18 protein-coding genes and 2 pseudogenes are annotated in these 18,005 nt (G+C 69.7%); 13 read left to right on the top strand and 7 right to left on the bottom strand.

From position 1 onward, the window contains the following. Window positions 1-10: 10 nt before the first annotated feature. Window positions 11-559 carry a helix-turn-helix transcriptional regulator gene (locus ACFC09_RS35160; RefSeq protein WP_376535156.1) on the bottom strand — a complete coding sequence of 183 codons (549 nt, stop codon included), beginning with the start codon at window positions 557-559 and terminating at the stop codon, window positions 11-13. Between the two features lie 109 nt (window positions 560-668). Here ACFC09_RS35160 and ACFC09_RS35155 point away from each other — a divergent pair, with 109 nt between their 5' ends. The 3 genes and pseudogenes from ACFC09_RS35155 to ACFC09_RS35145 form a co-directional block, all read left to right on the top strand. Next, window positions 669-1,259, top strand: a complete 591-nt coding sequence (locus ACFC09_RS35155) for a TetR/AcrR family transcriptional regulator (protein WP_376535154.1) — start codon at window positions 669-671, stop codon at window positions 1,257-1,259. 34 nt (window positions 1,260-1,293) lie between these two features. Next, the gene (locus ACFC09_RS35150; RefSeq protein ID WP_376535152.1) at window positions 1,294-2,223 is read left to right on the top strand and encodes an SDR family NAD(P)-dependent oxidoreductase; all 930 of its coding nucleotides are present in this window, start codon (window positions 1,294-1,296) and stop codon (window positions 2,221-2,223) included. Window positions 2,224-2,319: 96 nt separating this feature from the next. Then, window positions 2,320-3,571, top strand: a pseudogene (locus ACFC09_RS35145) (APC family permease); the annotation flags it as partial. 179 nt (window positions 3,572-3,750) lie between these two features. On the opposite strand, the gene ACFC09_RS35140 reads toward ACFC09_RS35145, so the two are convergent. Then, the gene (locus ACFC09_RS35140; protein WP_376535150.1) at window positions 3,751-4,215 is read right to left on the bottom strand and encodes an Lrp/AsnC family transcriptional regulator; all 465 of its coding nucleotides are present in this window, start codon (window positions 4,213-4,215) and stop codon (window positions 3,751-3,753) included. A 69-nt stretch (window positions 4,216-4,284) separates the two neighbouring features. Between ACFC09_RS35140 and ACFC09_RS35135 the strand changes: the two genes are divergently transcribed. Both ACFC09_RS35135 and ACFC09_RS35130 read left to right on the top strand, forming a co-directional pair. Beyond that, complete coding sequence (locus ACFC09_RS35135) at window positions 4,285-5,028, top strand: AzlC family ABC transporter permease (RefSeq protein ID WP_376535208.1); 744 nt, start codon at window positions 4,285-4,287, stop codon at window positions 5,026-5,028. Continuing rightward, window positions 5,021-5,350, top strand: a complete 330-nt coding sequence (locus tag ACFC09_RS35130; protein WP_376535148.1) for a branched-chain amino acid transporter permease — start codon at window positions 5,021-5,023, stop codon at window positions 5,348-5,350. Before ACFC09_RS35135 ends, ACFC09_RS35130 begins: the two co-directional genes overlap by 8 nt. Before the next feature lie 398 nt (window positions 5,351-5,748). Here the strand turns inward: ACFC09_RS35130 and ACFC09_RS35125 are convergent, their stop codons facing one another. Together ACFC09_RS35125 and ACFC09_RS35120 are read right to left on the bottom strand one after the other, a co-directional pair. After that, window positions 5,749-6,663 carry an MBL fold metallo-hydrolase gene (locus ACFC09_RS35125; RefSeq protein ID WP_376535146.1) on the bottom strand — a complete coding sequence of 305 codons (915 nt, stop codon included), beginning with the start codon at window positions 6,661-6,663 and terminating at the stop codon, window positions 5,749-5,751. A 24-nt stretch (window positions 6,664-6,687) separates the two neighbouring features. Beyond that, a complete protein-coding gene (locus tag ACFC09_RS35120; RefSeq protein ID WP_376535144.1) occupies window positions 6,688-7,962 on the bottom strand; it encodes an MFS transporter in 1,275 nt (424 codons plus the stop codon). 121 nt (window positions 7,963-8,083) lie between these two features. Here ACFC09_RS35120 and ACFC09_RS35115 point away from each other — a divergent pair, with 121 nt between their 5' ends. From ACFC09_RS35115 to ACFC09_RS35105, 3 genes are all read left to right on the top strand, one after another. Beyond that, complete coding sequence (locus tag ACFC09_RS35115; RefSeq protein WP_376535142.1) at window positions 8,084-8,293, top strand: hypothetical protein; 210 nt, start codon at window positions 8,084-8,086, stop codon at window positions 8,291-8,293. Continuing rightward, a complete protein-coding gene (locus ACFC09_RS35110; protein WP_376535140.1) occupies window positions 8,280-8,642 on the top strand; it encodes an amidase family protein in 363 nt (120 codons plus the stop codon). Before ACFC09_RS35115 ends, ACFC09_RS35110 begins: the two co-directional genes overlap by 14 nt. A 500-nt stretch (window positions 8,643-9,142) precedes the next feature. Beyond that, window positions 9,143-9,706 (top strand): TetR/AcrR family transcriptional regulator, encoded by a 564-nt coding sequence (locus tag ACFC09_RS35105; protein WP_376535138.1) that lies wholly within the window; start codon window positions 9,143-9,145, stop codon window positions 9,704-9,706. 372 nt (window positions 9,707-10,078) lie between these two features. Here the strand turns inward: ACFC09_RS35105 and ACFC09_RS35100 are convergent, their stop codons facing one another. Both ACFC09_RS35100 and ACFC09_RS35095 read right to left on the bottom strand, forming a co-directional pair. Next, on the bottom strand, window positions 10,079-10,882 hold the full coding sequence (locus tag ACFC09_RS35100) for an amidohydrolase family protein (protein ID WP_376535136.1): 804 nt from the start codon (window positions 10,880-10,882) through the stop codon (window positions 10,079-10,081). A 777-nt stretch (window positions 10,883-11,659) separates the two neighbouring features. Further along, window positions 11,660-12,259 (bottom strand): TetR/AcrR family transcriptional regulator, encoded by a 600-nt coding sequence (locus tag ACFC09_RS35095; RefSeq protein ID WP_376535134.1) that lies wholly within the window; start codon window positions 12,257-12,259, stop codon window positions 11,660-11,662. Window positions 12,260-12,377: 118 nt separating this feature from the next. Here ACFC09_RS35095 and ACFC09_RS35090 point away from each other — a divergent pair, with 118 nt between their 5' ends. From ACFC09_RS35090 to ACFC09_RS35070, 5 genes and pseudogenes are all read left to right on the top strand, one after another. Further along, window positions 12,378-12,788: an SDR family oxidoreductase gene (locus tag ACFC09_RS35090; protein WP_376535132.1), complete on the top strand. Its 411-nt coding sequence runs from the start codon at window positions 12,378-12,380 to the stop codon at window positions 12,786-12,788. 13 nt (window positions 12,789-12,801) lie between these two features. Beyond that, window positions 12,802-13,551, top strand: a complete 750-nt coding sequence (locus ACFC09_RS35085) for an SDR family oxidoreductase (protein ID WP_376535130.1) — start codon at window positions 12,802-12,804, stop codon at window positions 13,549-13,551. Window positions 13,552-13,866: 315 nt separating this feature from the next. Further along, a complete protein-coding gene (locus tag ACFC09_RS35080; protein WP_376535128.1) occupies window positions 13,867-14,403 on the top strand; it encodes a hypothetical protein in 537 nt (178 codons plus the stop codon). Then, on the top strand, window positions 14,396-16,198 hold the full coding sequence (locus tag ACFC09_RS35075) for a caspase domain-containing protein (protein ID WP_376535126.1): 1,803 nt from the start codon (window positions 14,396-14,398) through the stop codon (window positions 16,196-16,198). Before ACFC09_RS35080 ends, ACFC09_RS35075 begins: the two co-directional genes overlap by 8 nt. 96 nt (window positions 16,199-16,294) lie before the next feature. Continuing rightward, window positions 16,295-17,126 (top strand): annotated as a pseudogene (locus ACFC09_RS35070) (Tn3 family transposase); the annotation flags it as partial. A gap of 35 nt (window positions 17,127-17,161) precedes the next feature. On the opposite strand, the gene ACFC09_RS35065 reads toward ACFC09_RS35070, so the two are convergent. Further along, window positions 17,162-17,920: an SDR family NAD(P)-dependent oxidoreductase gene (locus tag ACFC09_RS35065; RefSeq protein WP_376535124.1), complete on the bottom strand. Its 759-nt coding sequence runs from the start codon at window positions 17,918-17,920 to the stop codon at window positions 17,162-17,164. Between the last annotated feature and the right edge of the window lie 85 nt (window positions 17,921-18,005).

Below are 18,005 nucleotides of genomic sequence, written 5' to 3'. Positions count from 1 at the left end.
ACCAGCGCGATCAACACGAGGAGCACCACCGGATCCGACGGCAACCACCGTCGCTACAGGTCGGAGCCCCATCAATGTCGGTAACGGCGTGGTGCGATGCTCGGGGGAAATCCCAAGGACTTCCGTTCCATCCGGAAGTTCCCGGCAAGGGGAAGACCGGACGGGGGAAGGCAAGTGAACTCCCGATGAAGGCATAGGCGGCGCCCTCGGGGGCGGTGGTGCCGGCGGCCGCTGTCTGCAGGGCGGTGGTGCCGACGGCCGCGGTCTGCGGGGCGACCTGGCCGTCGTCGAACAACAGAGGCGGCAGCTGTGTACCGGGTTGCAGGCAGTAGCCGCTTGCAGGTTCCCTGACGGTCAGGATCGGGTAGTCGAGCGCGCGCAGCCGACCGGCGTCGCGATACACAGCCCGGGTGGTGGTGTCGAGGCGCTCGGCGAGGTCCTCGCCGGGCCAGTCGCGGCGGGTCTGCAGTAGGGAGAGGACCGCAAGCAGCCAGCAGAAAGCCGTCTGCGCCGAAGCACGGGAGGTAACCGCGCTCCTGGGCCAGGACACCCCGCACATCCACCTGCGCGCCGACAGCTGACGACCCAGCCAGCCGTCTCCGGCCTGACCGACGGGTGCTCCGCTCGGAAACTTGAGTGAGTAGTCACTCTCTTATAGGGTGGAGGGCATGGCCAGACCGCGCAGTGAAGAACGACGAAACACGATCCTGTCGGCGGCGACCCGGGTCATCGCATCCCAGGGCCTTGGTGCGTCGACGGCAGTGATGGCCAAGGAGGCCGGTGTCTCCAACGGCTCGCTGTTCGTCTACTTCGATACGAAAACAGCACTGCTGAACGAGCTCTATGTAGCGCTGAAGACCGAGATGGGACAGACGGCAGTCGCTGGACTGCCGACCGAAAGTGATCCCCGCGAGCAACTGCGCCACATGTGGACGCAGTGGGCACGCTGGGCGACAGCCCACCCGCACAAGCGGCGGGCGCTGGCCCAGCTTCAGGTGGCGGACGACATCACCGCCGAGAGCCATCAAGCGGCACACGCGGCCATGGCCGGCATCGCGCATTTGCTGGAGCAGTGCCGCGCCGACGGGCCGCGCAAGGACGTGCCGCTGGGCTTCCTGCTGCCTCTCATCAACGCGATAGCGGAGGCGACGATCGACGCGATGATCCGCGAGCCCGACTCGGCCGAAGCCCGCAGCCAGGTCACCTTCGACGCCATGTGGCAGATCCTGACCGGCTCCGGCGCCACGGATACGGCCTGATCAGGCAACCCCTCACGACAAGGAAACCGACACCATGAACAGCACCAGCCCCGCCGCCAAGGCGTGGATCGTCACCGGGCCGACCTCCGGCATCGGCCACCGCACCGCGCTCGAACTCGCCCAGCACGGCACCGTCGTGCTGGTCGGCCGCAGCCCGGACAAGCTCAGGGAGGTCGAAGCCGAGATAAACGCCCTCCCCCAGGGCCATGCGGTCACAGTCGTCTGCGACTTCTCCGATCTGGCGAGTGTGCGGCGCGCCGCCGCCCAGATCGCCACGCTCGACCTTCCGGTTGCCGGCCTGCTGAACAACGCAGGCATCTCACCGATGGGCCCCGCATCCACCGCGCAGGGCTGGGACCTGGCCTTCACCACCAACCACCTTGGCCCCTTCGCCCTCACGGAAGCCCTCATCCCGCACCTGCCCGACGGCGTAAACGTGGTCTTCACCTGCTCGGCCGTCGAGGACCCCAAACGCAAACCCGCGACCATGGCCGGCTTCCGCGGGGGACGCTACATCTCGGCCGAGGCGTGCCTGAGGGGTGAATGGCAACCCGGCGGAGCGACCCGCCCCGGCCTGGACGCGTACGCCACCTCCAAACAGTGCAACCTGGCCACCGTGCTGGCATTCGCCCGCGAGATGCCCCGGCTGCGCTTCAACGCGGTCGAACCGGGCCTCAACCCGGGCACCGGCCTGGCCCGGGACGCCGGGGCCGTCACGCGGTTCGCGGCGAAGTACGTGGCCCAGCCGCTGGCGCCGTTCATCAAGTACTGGAGCACCCCCAAGCGCGCCGCCCGGATGATCACCGGTGTCCTGACCGACGCCTCAGGCGCCACCGGCGTGTACTACGACGAGAACGGCAAGCCGATGCTCGGCTCCGACCAGGTCCGCGACGCTGCGTTCAGCGCCCGTGTCGTCGCCGAGACCCGCGCCCTGCTGGCCGAGCTCTCCCGCCAGCCCGCCTGAGCACTCCTCCCTCCAGCGCATCCGCAGGTGGTCGGCCGCCGAAGCTCAGTCACTCGGAGTTGCTGTGCCTCGCGGTCATGCAGGCGATGCTCTGCTCTGAAAGGCCAGCTCGACCTGGAACAACACGGGAGACGGCGGGAGCGGGACCGGCTGACTGTGCCGCAGGGGCTGGCCGCCCTGTCTCTGGACGCGCTCGCCTCGTCGCCTACGGGCCGGAGGCGATCGTGGTGGTGCTGGCGGTGGCCGGCGGCCAGGGCCTGGGTTTCACACTGCCGGTCACGCTGGCGATCGTGGTGCTGCTGGCGGCACTGACGTTCTCCTACCGGCAGGTGATCGCCGCGTTCCCGAACGGGGCCTTGCGTACGCGGTCGCGGGGCGCCATCTGGGCCAGCGGCTCAGCCTGGTCGCCGCGCCCTCGCTGATCATCGACTACCTGTTGAACGTGGCGGTGCCGGTCTCCGCCGGCGTGGCCGCGCTCACCTCTTCCTTCCCCGCCCTGTACGTGCCCGGGTGCCGCTGTGCGTGATCGTCTGGGTCTGATCACGGCGGTCGACCTCTACGGCGTCGCCGGGTCCGCCAAGGTGATGATCGCTCCCACGGCCGTGTTCATCATGGCGATCGCGGCCGTTGTCGTGGCCGGCCTGGTGCGTCCGACACCGACCGTGCCGCCCACCCATCAGACGGCCTCCGCGCCTCCACTGTCGGCGCCCTACTGCTGCACGCGTTCGCCTCGGGCTGCTCGGCCCTGACCGGTGTGGAGGCCATCGCCAACGCCGTCCCCACCCTCCGCACTCCGCGAGTCCAGCGAGTCCAGCGCACCGTGGGCGCTCTCGGCGCGCTGCTCGGGGCCATGCTCATCGGGCTGTCGCCGCTCATCGGCACGTTTCACGTCGGCCCGAACAGCACCAAGACCGTACTGGCACAGCTGACCGAGGCGTCCCTGGGCCACAACGCGGGCTTCTACGTGGTGCAGTTCGCCACCATGGTGCTGCTCGCGGTCGCGGCCGACACCTCCTTCGGCGGCATGCCGGTCCTGGCCTCCGTGCTGGCGCGCGACAACCGTCTGCCGCACATCTTCGGGCTGCGCGCCGACCGGAAGGTCTACCGCTACGGCGTCATCGTGCTGGCCGTCGCCGCCTTGGTCCTTCTGGTCGTGGCCGAGGGCGACACGCAGAAACCGGTACCGGTCTTCGCCATCGGCATGTTCATCGGCTTCACCCTCTCCCAGGCCGGCATGGTCCGGCACTGACACCTCGACCGGAGTCCGGGCTGGTACCGGCGCGCGGCCGTCAACGGACTGGGCGCGCTCCTGACCGCCGCCCGGGCCCTGGCAGCGACTGCTGCAGAACCAGCGCGGTGCCGTCCTCGACCGCGCCATCCGCCGCCACACCGACGCCGGCATCTGCCGCCTGCGCTTCCCCATCCACCTCAGCCACTGACCCCCAAGAAATGTTCATGAGCTGGGACAGCACCAGCGCCCACTTGCCGAGGTGGGGCGCGTTCCCGGACTCTGGCGGGCTGTGGGTTTCAGGTCGTTCTACTGGTCGTGATCTCCTTCATGGTCAGGTGAGATTCGAGGCGAAGTACGGCGGGCAGGCCGCTGAGCTTTCCGGTGATGAAGGCTTCATAGGCGGCGTGGTCGGCGACCGCGACGCGGATGAAGTAGTCGGGGCGCCCGTACATGCGGCGGAACTCGATGACTTCCTCGTAGGAGACCACGGTGTCCTCGAACTCCTGGAAGCTCTTGCGGTCCTGGGCGTAGATCTCGACGTCGATGAGGACCTCCAGGCCACGGCCCAGGGCCTGGGGGTTGATGACGGCCCGGTACCCGGTGATGACCCCGGCCTCTTCCAGCCGTTTGACCCGGCGCAGACAGGGCGGCGGGGTCAGACCAACCCGCTTGGCCAGATCGACGTTGGTCAGCCTCCCGTTCTGACTCAGATGAAACAGAATGTCACGATCAATGGAATCCAGAGTAATTTCATTGCCCATTGCTTGATCATATGCTGAAAAGTGGCAACCATATGAGACGCAATTCCTCCTAAAATTTCACGCATGGACATGACCCCCGCCGTCACCGAGGATCGGCCTCGGCCCGCGGCCGCCCCATCGCCCACGACACGTTCCGAGGCGCGCGCGGCGTTGAAGGACTCCGCCGGGGTGGGCCTGGGATTCCTCCCGCTCGGGCTCGCCTACGGCACGCTGGTGACGCAGTCGGGCCTGGACTGGTGGTGGGCGGGGCTGTCCGCGGCGCTCGTCTTCGGCGGCTCGTTCGAGTTCCTGCTCATCGGCATGGTCACCGCCTCCGCCCCGCTCGCGGCCATCGCGGTCTCCGCGCTCCTGGTGAACGTCCGGCATGTCTTCTACACGCTGTCCTTCCCCCTGCACCGCGTACGCGGCCGTCTCGGCAAGGCGTACAGCACCTACGCGATGTGCGACGAGGCATACGCGCTGACCACCGGCGAGCAGGCCCGCACCTGGTCCAGCCGCCGCGTCCTGTGGCTGCAGTTCCACCTGCACCTGTACTGGGCCGGCAGCTCCACCGCCGGAGCGCTTCTCGGCTCCCTCGTCCCCGACAGCGTCACCGGCCTGGACTTCGCTCTGACCGCCCTGTTCACCGTCCTCGCCCTCGACGCCGTCCGGGACCTGCGAGGCGACATACCCACCCCCGTCCTGGCTTTGCTCAGCGCCCTGGCTGCTCGGCTCCTTTTCCCCGGCCAGGTGCTCTTGACCGCCTTCGCCCTGTTCACCGCGGCCCTCCTGGCCCGCCACCTCACTGCGTCCCGAAAGTCCCGCCATGCCTGACACCAGCTACACCATCGCCGCCGTCCTCGTCGCCGCCGCCGTCACCTGGGCCCTGCGCGCCCTGCCCTTCGCCGCCCTCACGCCTCTGCGCGAAAGCGGCACCGTCCAGTACCTCAGCACCCGGATGCCCGCCGGCGTCATGGTGATCCTGGTCGTCTACTGCCTCCGCGACCTGCCGGTGACCGAGGCCCGCGCCACAGCGCCGCTCGCGGCCCTGGCCGTCACCATCGGCCTGCACCTGTGGCGCCGCAACGCGCTGCTGAGCATCCTCGGCGGCACCGCCACCCACGTGATCCTCGCCAGCACGCTCTTCGCCCGCTGAACCTGCCTGACGCCGAGCCGGACACTGTCGGTTCTCGTGACCAAAGCCACCCGGCCCCGCCCCGCCTCGATGTCCTCGCCAAGCGATGCTGGTCGCGGCCACCATCACCTACAACGTCACCGAGGCGATCGTCGCGATCACCGCCGGGACGACCGCCTCCTCCACCCCCTGACCGGCTTCGGCCTGGACTCCCAGCTTCGATGGGCCTCAGCCGGGGGGTGCAGGGTAGTGGGGCCGGCGGACCGCATTGTTCCTCCGGCCCGTGTCACCGCTGGGCGGTATGCGGTCGGCCACGTGGGCGAGGCCGCGACCGGGGGTATGAGGGCGACTACCTGGACCGGCGTCTGATCGAGGAGTTCAGCGGGCCACCGGTGTCTGTCCTGGCACGGCTCGGGCAGTCAGTGCGCGTCCGCGGGGACGGGCGCGAGCCGGTAGGTGCCCTGATGGGTGAGGACATGGCCGGCTGTGGGCGGTGCGAAGTGGGTGCCCAGGACGAGAGTGTCCGTGTCGGCGAGTGAGCCGAGCAGTGTGCGGCGCGAGGCCTCGGACTGCTGCGGGTCGATGTCGACGCATGCACCGATGGCGGGGTGGGCGAGCTGAACGGGGTGGTGGATGCAGTCGCCGGTGATCAGAGCTCTCCGGCCGCCGCTGGTCAGCACGACGGCGACGTGGCCCGGAGTGTGGCCGGGTGTGGGGAGCAGGCGCAGGCCCGGGGCGAGGTCGACGCCTGCGGCGGGGACGTCGAGGAGATCGAGCAGCCCCGCCTCCTCGACCGGTATCACGGAGTCCCGGAACATCTGCTCGCGCGCCTCCTCCATGTCGTACCCGGCCCAGAACTCCCTCTCAGTGCGGGAGGTGAGGTAGCGGGCCCGGGGGAAGGTGGGAACCCATTCGCCCTCCACCTTCTGTGTGTTCCAGCCGGCGTGGTCGGCGTGCAGGTGGGTGAGGATGACCAGGTCGACCTCGTCCGGGGGGAATCCGGCGGCGGTGAGGCGCTGGAGGTAGTCGGTGTCCAGGTCGTGCCAGGCGGGGTTGGCGCGCTGCTTGCCGTTGCCGATGCCGGTGTCCACCAGGACGCGCAGTCCGTCGAGGGTGAAGGCGAAGCTGTGGCTGTCGAGGTGCAGGATGCCGGAGTCGTCGGCGAATTGGGGGCGCAGCCAGTCCTGCCGGGTGACGAGGTCCGGGGTCGCGTCGGGCAGCAGCCACGCTCCGGTCGCGGGCGGGAGCGGAACCTCGTCGATGCGGTGGACGGTGACGTCGCCCACGGTCCAGGAAGGGGCGGCGGTCGGGTCGGTGGCCGGTGCGGTGTTCATGATCAGTCGTTCCCTCGGGTCCCGTTACGGAAGGTCATGGTGTGCACTGTGGGCTGCCCGGCGCCGCGACGCGGCGAGTGCCGGCAGGGCCGCGACGGCGAGCAGCGCGGTGGCGACGGCATAGGCGTGGGCTGCGGTGCGCAGCCCGTAGTGCTGGGTGGCGGCGCCCGCGGCGATGGCGGGCAGACTCATGGAGAGGTAGCTGAGGACGTAGTAGGCGGCCAAGGTCGCGGCACGGTCCTGCGCGTCGAGTGAGGCGAGTGTCATGCGCAGCGCCCCTTGGGAGACGGCGCCGAAGGCGATCCCGGCCAGGGCCGCGCCGCCGTAGACAGCAGGCAGGCCGGCTCCGTGCAGACCGCTCAGCGTCAAGGCCGTGGCGGGGACGACGGCCAGGCTGCCGCCGCCGGCGGCAGCGTGCGGCGCTGTGCGCCGCAGAGTCCACACGGTGAGCGCGGCCGCGGCGGTGAGCGTGAAGAAGACCATTCCGCCGGCTGCTTGCGGGGCGCCGGGGGCCACGAGGCGTACGAGCGCCGGCCCGAGGGAGGAGTAGAAGCCGCCCAGGGCCCAGATGGCGACGACGCCGGTGCCGGCCGCCAGCAGGGCGCGGCGTGCCGATGGTGGCACGGCGAGTTGAGGGCGCAGGGAGCGCAGGCCGCCGGGGTGCGGGTGCGCCGTCTCCGTGGTGAACGTGACCGCGGCCGCCTGGGCTGCGAAGAGGACCGCGAGCACGACGTAGACGGTGACCGTGGGGGCGGGTGCGAAGCGGACGAATAGGGTGGCGGTCAGGACGCCCGCGGCCATGCCCGCCACCGGGGCGATGGTGTTCGTCAGGGCGGCTCGGTCTGGCCGCCGGGGGTCGGCCAGGTCGAGGAGGGCCGCGCCCGCGGCGCTGGTGGCCGCGCCGGTGGCCGCACCCTGAAGGACCCGGGCGGCGATCAGCACACCGGCGCCGCCCGCCGAGGCCAGCAGCACCATGGCGGCGGCCTCCATCAGCAGGGCGCCCACCAGGACCGGGCGTCGCCCCAGGTGGTCGGAGAGCGCTCCGGTGGTGAGCAGGGCCAGCAGCAGCGTCAGGGAGTAGGCGCTGAAGACCACGGTGATGGTGAGCGCGTTCAGATGCCAGGCGTCCTGGTAGTGGGCGTAGAGCGGTGTGGGTGCACTGGATGCCGCGAGGAGGGCGGCCAGGACAGAGGCGTGCAGGACGAAGGGCGCCGCGCGGTCGGACGTGGAGGCGCGGACTGCTTGGGAGGAGCACTGCGCGGGTGCTCGTGGTGTGACGGCGGGCATGGGGCTCCTCATGCGCTAAACGCTACGGGTTTGCTTTAATTCACCGTAGCCCTTGCAGTGCGCTAACGCAAACCTTTAGCTTTTGAGGCTGGTGGGTGCACCTCGCCGCTTCCGTTCGAGGAGAGAAGCCCACATGTCCGCCGCAGAACTCACCCCGCCGGAGGCGGCCCGCTGGGCCGCCCGCGCCGGGCTTCAACTGCCTGCCGACCGCCACGCCGCGGTCGCGGCCGTCGCCCATCACATCCACTCCGTCGTCGCGGTCCTGCGGGAGCTGGACTTCGGCGACACCTCGCCCGCCCCCGCCTACCGCGCCGGACAGGACAAGCACGATGCAGCCGTATGAACTGACCCTGACCGCAGCCGCCGACGCGATCCGGGAACGGCAGCTGTCCCCCGTCGAGCTGGCGGACTCCGTGCTTCAGCGCATCACTCAGGTGGAGCCGCATCTTCAGGCCTACGTCACCGTCACCGCCGAGCGCACCCACCGGGCCGCGCGTGAAGCCGAACACGACATCGCGAACGATCACTACCGCGGCCCGTTGCACGGCATCCCCATGGGCCTGAAGGACCTGATAGATGTCGCCGGCACAGCCACATCGGCCAGCTCCCGGTCAGGGCCGACCACCGCGCGCAGACCCATCGACCAGCTCCAGCCCTCGGCGCACACCTCGCAGAGGTCGAGATCCCGATGACGCGCTACATCCAAGCCACCCAGTGGGGCCTGATGGTGGCCGAGGCCACCGCCTACCATCAGGGCACCCTGCGCGCGGTCCCCGAGCTCTACCAGGACGACGTCCGCATCCCCCTGGAGGCCGGCCGATCGGCATGCAACTCCTCGGGCGACCGCTTGAGGAGAACGTCCTCCTACGGGTCGGCCACGCCTACGAGCAGACCCAGCCGGCCCGCGGCCTCGCGCACGCGACGTGAACGAATTACGGGACCCGGCCGCATCACTGCGGCAGGGTCGACGCCCGACGGCTCTGACGCAGCCGTCGGGCACTGGCTCGCGGCGTCTTCGGGGCCGAGGGGACAGAACGGGGCAGCGTCATGGAGGTCTCGTCCTTGCGAGCGTGTACCGAAGCGACGCTGAAGTGGACGCCGCGCGAAGAGAAGGCCGTCGGGTGGTGCCCCGTTGGGCACACCATGGTGTACGGATCACCAGACGCAATGATTTTGCTTTAAGCTGGGTGCCATGAGCAGGCAGATGGTACGCCCCGGCGGGCGAAGCGCCCGGGTCCAGGCATCGGTGCACGCCGCCGTACGCGAACTCGCCTCGGAGGTCGGCCGGGACGCGCTGACGGTACCGATGATCGCCCTACGTGCGGGCGTGACACCATCGACGGTCTACCGCCGCTGGGGTGATCTGCAGGAGCTGCTGTCGGACGTAGCGGTCGAACGTCTGCGGCCCGAGACCGCGCCCGGGGACCACGGTGCCCTGCCACCCGACCTGACGGCCTGGGCCGAGCAGTTCCTCGACGAGATGTCCTCCTCCGCCGGCCGCGCCTACATCCGCGACGCCCTGCTCGGCGACCCCGACGGCGGCAACGCCGGGCAGTGCTCCGCCTACGCCGCCGAACAGATCGACGTCATCCTCACCCGCGCAACCGAACGCGGGGAGGAGACGCCCGGCGTCGAGACGGTCATGGATCACGTCGTCGCTCCCCTGATGTACCGCATCCTCTTTCGCCCGGACGGACTCGACGCCGCGTACGCGCGTCGGCTCGTGAAAGGAATCCTCGGCCCGACCGGCCGATAGCCACGAGAAGCCGCACGATCGGTGACCAGACGAGTCGGTCGTTGAGCAGGTAGTGCGGCACGGCGTTGGCGAGATCGGGACAGGGGACAGCGCAGCGCGCCGACGGAGCCGCACGCGGAAGGTACGCGACACCGCCATCGGCCCGTCGTCGAGAGGACGGACGTCGCGACCGCCCTCAGGGCAGCGGCAGGATCTCCGGCCCCGGGCGCTTTCCTCGGGTGTACTCCGGAATCAGCACCGGTACGGCGCTTCGGGCGCCCCTGATTCACGCTCGGCCCCAGCATGTTGATGCCTCACCATCCTGGCCTTTGGCCTGGATGGTGACCCGCCCGGCTCCCGGGCCGGTGTGGCCGGTCTGGCGGCCGGATTGCGTCAGCTGTCCGCCGCGGCGTCAGCTCCCTCGGGACCGGTGGAGAGCCGGTAGAAAGCAGCGGCGTTGCCCCAGAGCACGGCGTCGAGGTGTTCCTCGCCGACAGTCTCGGCGACGAGGTTGAAGTCCTCGTCCACGAAGGGACGGCGAGCGCGGGTAGAGGGCAGGTCGGTGCCGACCATCAGCGCGGCGGGGTTGGTCTTCACGATGGCGGTCATGACTTCGGCAGGGTCGAGGTCGACGCGCCCGAACCCCGTGGCCTTGACTTTCACGCCTTTCTCCACCAGCCGCAGCAGGTTCCGGAGTCCGTCGCGGTGCAGGCCGAGGTGATCGATGCTGACCGCGGGCAGCGCCGCCAGGGTGCTCGCCAGGTCGGGAAGAGTCCGTGCGTCGATATAGAGCTCGATGTGCCACCCGGCCACGTCGTGGACACGGCGCGCGAGACGGTCCAGTTCGTCCAGGGTGGCCGATCCGCCGCGGCGCACGTTGAAACGGACAGCCCTCACCCCTGCGGCATCGAGTTCGGTGATCTCCTCGTCCGTGACGGTGGCCGGCACCTGCGTGACCCCGGCGTAGGTGGGGCCAAGCCGGGCCAGGGCGTCTCGCAGATAGCTCTGGTCGAAGCCCTGGAAAGAGCCCGAGACCACCGCTCCGCCGCGGATGCCGAGGCCGGTGACACGCTCGCGGTACTGGTCGACGGAGAACGCGGCGGGCCGGTAGCCATCGTTCTCGATCAGCGGGAACCGTGGGTCAATGATGTGCAGGTGGGCATCGAAGACAGGGTGCTGAGGGGCGCGGTTGCTCATGCCTGTCCCTCCCTGCCGGCCGTGCGGGCGGACATCTTCGTCTTGGACCGGTCATGGTCGGTCCTCGCGTGCTGGTGCGGTCGCATTCAGTGCTCCGTGTTCTCGTCGTCTTCTGGTGTGCTGGTGCCGGGTGGGGAAGTGGTGCGGCCGGGTGGCCACGTCGAGCCGGGCCGCGGCCGATCTGGTGCCGCGCTCGACGTCGCGGTCACCGCTGACGACTACGCGGGCGTTCGCGCCGTCAATCGCCAAAGCAGGTCCGAGCCTAGTTCTTCGGCGTCGGCGAGGCCGTCGACCTCCCGCCCAGCGCAGCCACGGCGAACTACTCGCCGCTTGGCGCGCGGTGGCTTCGGAAGAAGGCGGTGGCCGCAGCCGAGGCCCGAGCGAACTCGGTGGTGTACGGGGCGAAGTGTCCGCCGGGTATCGTCACCGGCTGCTTCGGTTCCAGCGCCCGATTGCAGGCAGCGCGCGATGTCGGTAAGGGCGACGGTGTCCCGCTCACCGACGATCATCAGCAGCGGTGTCGGGGAGATGCGGTCGATGAAGACGCCCGGCTCGTACATGCGTGCGTTACGGGCGAAGCGGACGGTGACGTAGTTCCCACACCTTCCTCACCGAACAGCGGCTGGCCCCAATAGCTCACACACCGGCCTCACCCTTTACCAGACCCTCGACGCCCTACAAGACGTTCTGAACTGCCGGACCGGCCTGTGCACAACATGCCACCAGCCCCTGCCCCGCCCCCGGGCAATTGCTAGACGTCTTAGATATAGGGACTGGTCACGCCCGCAGCCCGTCCACCGCCGTGTCGATCGCAGCCAGCGCCGCGCTCCGATCAAGACCCGCCCTCGATACAAGCGACAGGCCCTGGACGATGTAGAGCAGGAGCTGTGCCTGGGCCTCGGGGGAGGAGTCGGCCGTGACCTCGCCGGCGGCCTGGGCACGGCGGAGCGCGTCGGTGACGATCTCGATGAACCGGCGGTACGAGCGGGTCACGACCTCCGTGGCCTCACTGTCCTGGGGGACGAGTTCGGCGGTGGTGTTGCCAACCAGGCAGCCGTGCGGCACGCCCACGTCGGAGATCAGTTCGTCCAGCCGCGCCGGGTGGGTCAGGATCTCACGCAGGGCCGGCAGGAGCGGGGCGGTGTCGAGCGCGGTGGTCAGGTGCCGCTCGTACACCTCCCAGTAGAGCCTGACGGCGTCCAGGTAGAAGCGGCGCTTGTCACCGAACGTTCCATAGAGGCTGCCGCGCTCGACGGCCAGCGCGTCGACCAGGTCTTGGACCGACGTCGCCCCGTATCCCCGCGACCAGAACAGTTCGAGTGCGCGCGCCAGCGTCTGTTCCTTGTCGAACTCGCGGGGGCGTCCGGTTCGTGCCACGCGACCAAGAATACGACTTCTTGACTCAACGTTCAAGAAGTCATAGCTTCTGTCGCGTTACTTCTTGAACGAACGCACAGAAGTCGCTCGGCCAACAGCCGGCGTGAAGGGCGAAGATATGGAATTCGCAGGCAAGACGGCGCTCGTCACCGGGTCCGGCGCGTTCGGCGGGCTGATGGCCGCGGGCGGCGGCGGCAGCATCAGCTCCACCGCGGCCGGCCTCGGCATGCCGGGCATGGCCGTCTACGGCGCCACCAAGGCGGCGCTCGAATCACTGACCCGCACCTGGGCGGCGGAGTTCGCCGAGTCGAACGTGCGGGTCAACGCCGTGGCCCCAGGACCGATGCGCTCCTCCAAGGTGGTCGCGACGATGGGCCCGGACATGGGCGGCATGGGTCTGACCACCGCGCTCAAGCGCGCGTCGGACCCGGCCGAAGTGGCTCAGGTGGTCGCCTTCCTCGCCGGTGACCGCGCAAGCTACGTAACCGGAGCGATCGTGGCCGCCGATGGCGGCCGGACCGCGATCTGAGGAGATCAGAACAGTGAATCGTCTTGCAGGCAAGCACGCACTGATCACCGGAGGAACGAGCGGCATCGGCCTGGAAACGGCCCGCCAGTTCCTCGCCGAAGGCGCGACCGTCGCCATCACCGGCCGCTCCCGGGAAAGGCTGGACGAGGCAGCCCGGCAACTGGAAGGCCCTCTGCTGACCATCGCCAGCGACGCCGGCGACGTACCGGGCCAGGCAGCACTCGCGGCACGGCTGCGGGCGGAGTGGCCGAAGCTCGACGTCCTGATGAGCAACGCCGCCGACGTCACCCACCTACCGCTCGACGCATGGACCGAGGAGGCGTTCGACAGGCTCGTCGCGACCAATCTCAAGTCGCCGTTCTTCCTGATCAGGGACCTGCTGCCGCTCTTCTCGCAGCAGTCCTCGGTCATCCTCGTCGGTTCGGTCTCCGCGTACATAGGACACGAGAACGCGACGGTCTACGGCGCGGCCAAGGCGGGGCTGCTCTCCTACACGCGCGGCCTGACCTACGAGCTGAAGGACCGGGGCATCCGCGTCAACGGACTGAGCCCAGGCCCGACCGTCACCAACGCGTTCGCCCCTCTCGGCCCCGAACGCCAGGCCGCCCTCTATGAGGAACTCCGGCAGACCGTACCCCTCCACCGCCTGGGAACCGCCACGGAGCTGGCGAAAGCGGCCGTATACCTCGCCTCGGACGAGTCCGCTTACACTGCGGGCACGGTGCTGCGAGTTGATGGGGGGATCGGGGAGCTGGCGTACTAGGGTGCGTTTCAGAAGTGGATCTTGATGTGTCGAGATCCGCTTTGTGGGGAGGCACGATCTGGCGTATGCGCAGTGGGCGAAGCTGGAACCGCTGCTCCCGGTCGGGAGGAAGCACAAGCGGCGGACCGTTCGGCCGTACGGTTCTCACTCAGGCTGCCGGATGACGGCCGTACGTTCCGGCTCGCCGCGGCGCCCACCGTCCGTCCGCCGGTTCTCGCAGCCATCGCGGCAGTCGGTGCTCCGGACCTGTCGGGCCGCGTGCGCCTCGTGTACAAACGGCAGGGGACCGGACCAGAACACGGGGAGGGCGACATCATGCCGGAGGTTCACTTAGCGGCTCGTAGCGACCGTTTCGACGAGGACGACGACCGCTGGCAGAGTCAGGTGCTGCTGCTGTACAGAGCGCTCGACGACGCGGCCGGACCGGTGGAGCGCCGCTCCGAGCCGATCCCGGGGGCCAAGGGGGCGCTCTCCGAGGCGGTGCTTCACCTCACCGGTCCCGGGATCGCCGCGGGCGTCGTGACGGCGCTCGCCGCGTGGTTGAGGCGTGACCGGGGACGGAGCGTGTGTCTCACCTGGACCGTGGACGGCCGTCGTGGCGAGTTCACCGTGACGGGTGCCTCCATCGACAACGACGTCCTCCGCGGCGCGCTGGAGCACGGCCTGCGCGCGGCAGCGGGGGAGGGCATGGAGCCCGCCGAGTCCGCCGAGTCCGCCGAGTCCGCCGAGCGCACCGAATCCGCAGGTTCCGGGGAGTCCGCAGAGGTCGTGGGGTCCGCTGGGGCTCCGGGGTCCGCAGGTGGCGCGGTCATCGGTGAGCAGGCCGGACGGAACGGTGTCCTGGGTGGCTGAACCGGGGAGGGCCTATCGCGCGCTACTGATCGGGAACTCCGAGTTCCCCGGCGACCCCGGCCTACTGCGCACCCTCCTGGGACCGCCGACGGACGTCCCCCTGCTGGCCGCGGCTCTTACCGACCCCGACACCGGCCTGCACCGGGCCGATGCCGTGCGGACGGTCCTGGAGGAGGACGCCCAGCACATCCGGGACGTACTGGAGGAGTTCTTCGACAGCGCGCTCGCGCACGAGCAACTCTTCCTCTACTACAGCGGGCACGGTCTCCTGGACCTCCGCAACAGGCTGCGCCTGTGCGCGCGCGACACCACGGCCGGACGTCTCCAGTCCCGTGCGGTGGGCCTTGAGTTCGTCGACGGCCTGATCGAGGGATGCGCGGCACGGTCGATCGTCGTCATCCTGGACTGCTGTTTCAGCGGTGCCGCCGCCGTGAAGGGGCAGGACCCGGCGGCCCAGTTGGCGGGGCACGGCCGGTTCGTGATGACGAGTTCCAGCCATGGGGACACCTCCGCCGACGCCGAGACGGCGGGTACGGCGAGCCCCTTCACCCGGCAACTGGTCGCCGGGCTGAGAACCGGCGCCCCGGGCCGGGACGGCCTGGTCACGGCGTACGACATCTACCGGTACGTCCACGGCCGGCTGCGGTCCTCCGGGCAGGTTCCGCACATGAAGACGGAGGGCGGGGTCGGTGCCATTCCGCTCGCGCGGCGTCCGCCGCGCCCGGCGGCGGACGCCGCGGGCGATCAGGCGGGCGATCAGGCGGGCGCGGGCGACGGCACCGCCCTCCTCGACGTACGGCCCGTCTTCACGACCGTCGACGGACGGCAGGACCGGCTCGCCACCTACACCGACTTCAGCGGCGTCCTGTACGTCCGCCTCCCCTGGCGCAACGCGCTCCTGACCACCCATCGCGAGGACATCGCCGCGGCGGGCGAGCACACACCCGTGGTCGCCGAGCTGTACCGGTACGCAGACGTCACCTGGCGTGACATCCACGCCCGGGCATCGGGCCGCAAGGAGGCGGAGCTGCGGGCCGACACCTCGGGCGGCGGCGTATCGTTCACCCTGCCCGACGAGCTGGGCACCGTGGAGTGGCAGGAGCCGCAGGTACGCGCCTTCGGGCGGGCCAGTGCCCAGGGGCGCTGGCCGGGCACACCGCGCGCGCAGAGCCCCACCCCCGAGGAGTACCGGGCCGACAGCGGCTACCGGCGTCTGAGAGCGTCCGCCCGACGGGGCCTGCTGTGGTCGGTGGCGCTCATCCCCGAGACGCTGGCGAACAACGCCCTGGACGGCCTGGCCTGGTACGAACGCGTCGGCGGGGGAGCCCTCACGCTGACCATGGTCGTCTCGGTCGTCCTGGCGCTCTGGTATCTCCGGAACGCCTGGAGGTTTCTCCGGATACGCGGCATGCTGCGCAGCTCAGGGCTGTACGCCATCCCGATGGTGATGGAAACGGGGATGGTGGCGGAGGACGTCGCCGACGGCTTCAGCGTGACGACTGTGCACAAGCCGTGGGCCTGGCTGCGGTACGAAAGCACATCCCTGGAGCCGTTGCGGACCAGGGACGAACTCGGCCGGGCCCCGCACCAGGAGGAAGCGACCGAGTGGCCCGCGCTCGCGGTACTTCTCCAGTCCTTCCACGGCCAGGACATCACCCGGCGGGCCAAGGGCGCAGACGCGCCGGACGGGTCGGCCATCGAACACGTCAAGGTCATCGGCACTCCGAGACCCGGACGCTGGGTGGTCATCCACACCGCGAACGGCATGCTCTGGCCACGCGCCAAAGCCCGGTGAACTCCTCCCGCGACGCGCCATGACGGCGTGGGCGTGCGGGGTTCCTGTTCTCCGCGGATCCGTCCCTGCCAGGGACGGCCACGGAACTGACCCCACGTCATGGGAACCCTGCACATCCTGGACGCCCTGCTGAACCTCGACGGCGGGGTGAAGCCGGAGATGGTGGCGACCGACAACGCCTCGTACTCCGACATGGTGTTCGGCCTGTTCAAGATCCTCGGCTACAACTTCAGCCCACGGTTCCGCGACCTGGACGACCAGCGGTTCTGGCGGGCCACCATGCCCGGCGTCGAGACCGGCACGTACGGCCCGGTGGAGGACCCGGCCCGCAACCGAGTGAACCTGAACAAGGTGATCACGCACTGGCCGGACATGCTGAAGGTCGCCGGTTCCCTGGTCACCAACCAGGTCCGCGCCTACGACCTGCTGCGCATGTTCGGCCGCGACAGCCGCCCGACCCCGCTCGGGGCGGCGTTCGCGGAGTACGGGCGGATCGCGAAGACCGAGCACCTGCTGCGGGTCGTCGACCCGGTGGACGACACCTACCGGCGGCAGATGAACCGGCAGCTCACCGTGCAGGAGTCCCGCCGCAAGCTGGCGAGGGACGTGTGCCACGGCAAGCGCGGCACCATCCACCAGGCGTACCGCGATGGCATGGAGGACCAGCTCGGCGCGCTCGGCCTGGTCCTCAACGCCATCGTGCTCTGGACCACCCGCTACATCGACGCCGCCATCGCCCAGCTGAAAGTCGAGGGCCACGAGATCCGGGACGAGGACATCGCCCGGCTCTCCCCCGCTCAAGCACCGCAACCTGAACCGGCTCGGCCGCTACAGCTTCACCGCCTCGACCCCGGCCGTCGGCGCCCTGCGCCCACTGCGCGACCCGGATGCCCCAGAGCTGGACGAGGACGAGACCGGCGCGGAATGAATCCGGCTCGGCCCGGGACAGGCTCGCCCGGTCGGTCAGAGGAGGACGCCGCCGGAGACCTCGATGCGCTGGGCCGTCATCCAGCGCAGGCCCTCCGACGCCAGCGTGGCGATGGCGTCGCCGATCTCCTCGGGTTCGCCGACACGGCCGAGCGCGGTCTGCCCGGCCAGACCCTGGCGCATACCGACGTCATCCCGCATGGCACCGCCGTTGAAGTCGGTGGCGGTCGGCCCCGGGGCAATGGAGTTGACCCGGATACCTCGGGGGCCAAGCTCTGCGGCCAGAGTGCGGCTCAGAGCCTCGACGGCGGCCTTCGAAGCGGAGTAGACCGACGTCGCGGGACTGGTGTGGCGAGTCAACGACGACGAGACGTTGATGACCCGGGCGCCCTGCGCCAGCAGCGGCACAAGCGACTGGATGAGGAAGAACGTGCCCCGCACGTTCGTGCCGAACACCGTGTCGAAGTCGTCGGCCGTGACAGCTTCCAGCGGACCGAAAACGCCAACCCCCGCGTTGTTGACCACGATATCGAGCCGCGAGGCCCCCCAGCGTTCAAGCAGTGCGCTCAGCTCGGAAGTGAGGGCTCCGAAAGAGGAGATGTCGCTGATATCGAGACGCATGACAGCGGCAGTCCCACCCGCGGCGTGCACGTGCCGTGCCGTCTCCTCGACCCCAGCCACATCACCGCGATGAGTGACCACGACCCGCACCCCGCGCGCCGCCAGCGCGAGAGCTGTACTCCGGCCCAGGCCACGGTTCGCACCGGTCACCAAAGCGATCCTGTCGGCTGTCATCAGCTGCTCCCTCATCGCACGGCACCAGAGAGACATCGGGCACCACCATCAGATGCGAGTCGACTGACTCGCCTTTCCATCGCAG

This window comes from Streptomyces sp. NPDC056161, from assembly GCF_042268025.1.
Lineage (GTDB): Bacteria > Actinomycetota > Actinomycetes > Streptomycetales > Streptomycetaceae > Streptomyces.
This window is presented reverse-complemented; position numbering and strand designations above follow the sequence as displayed.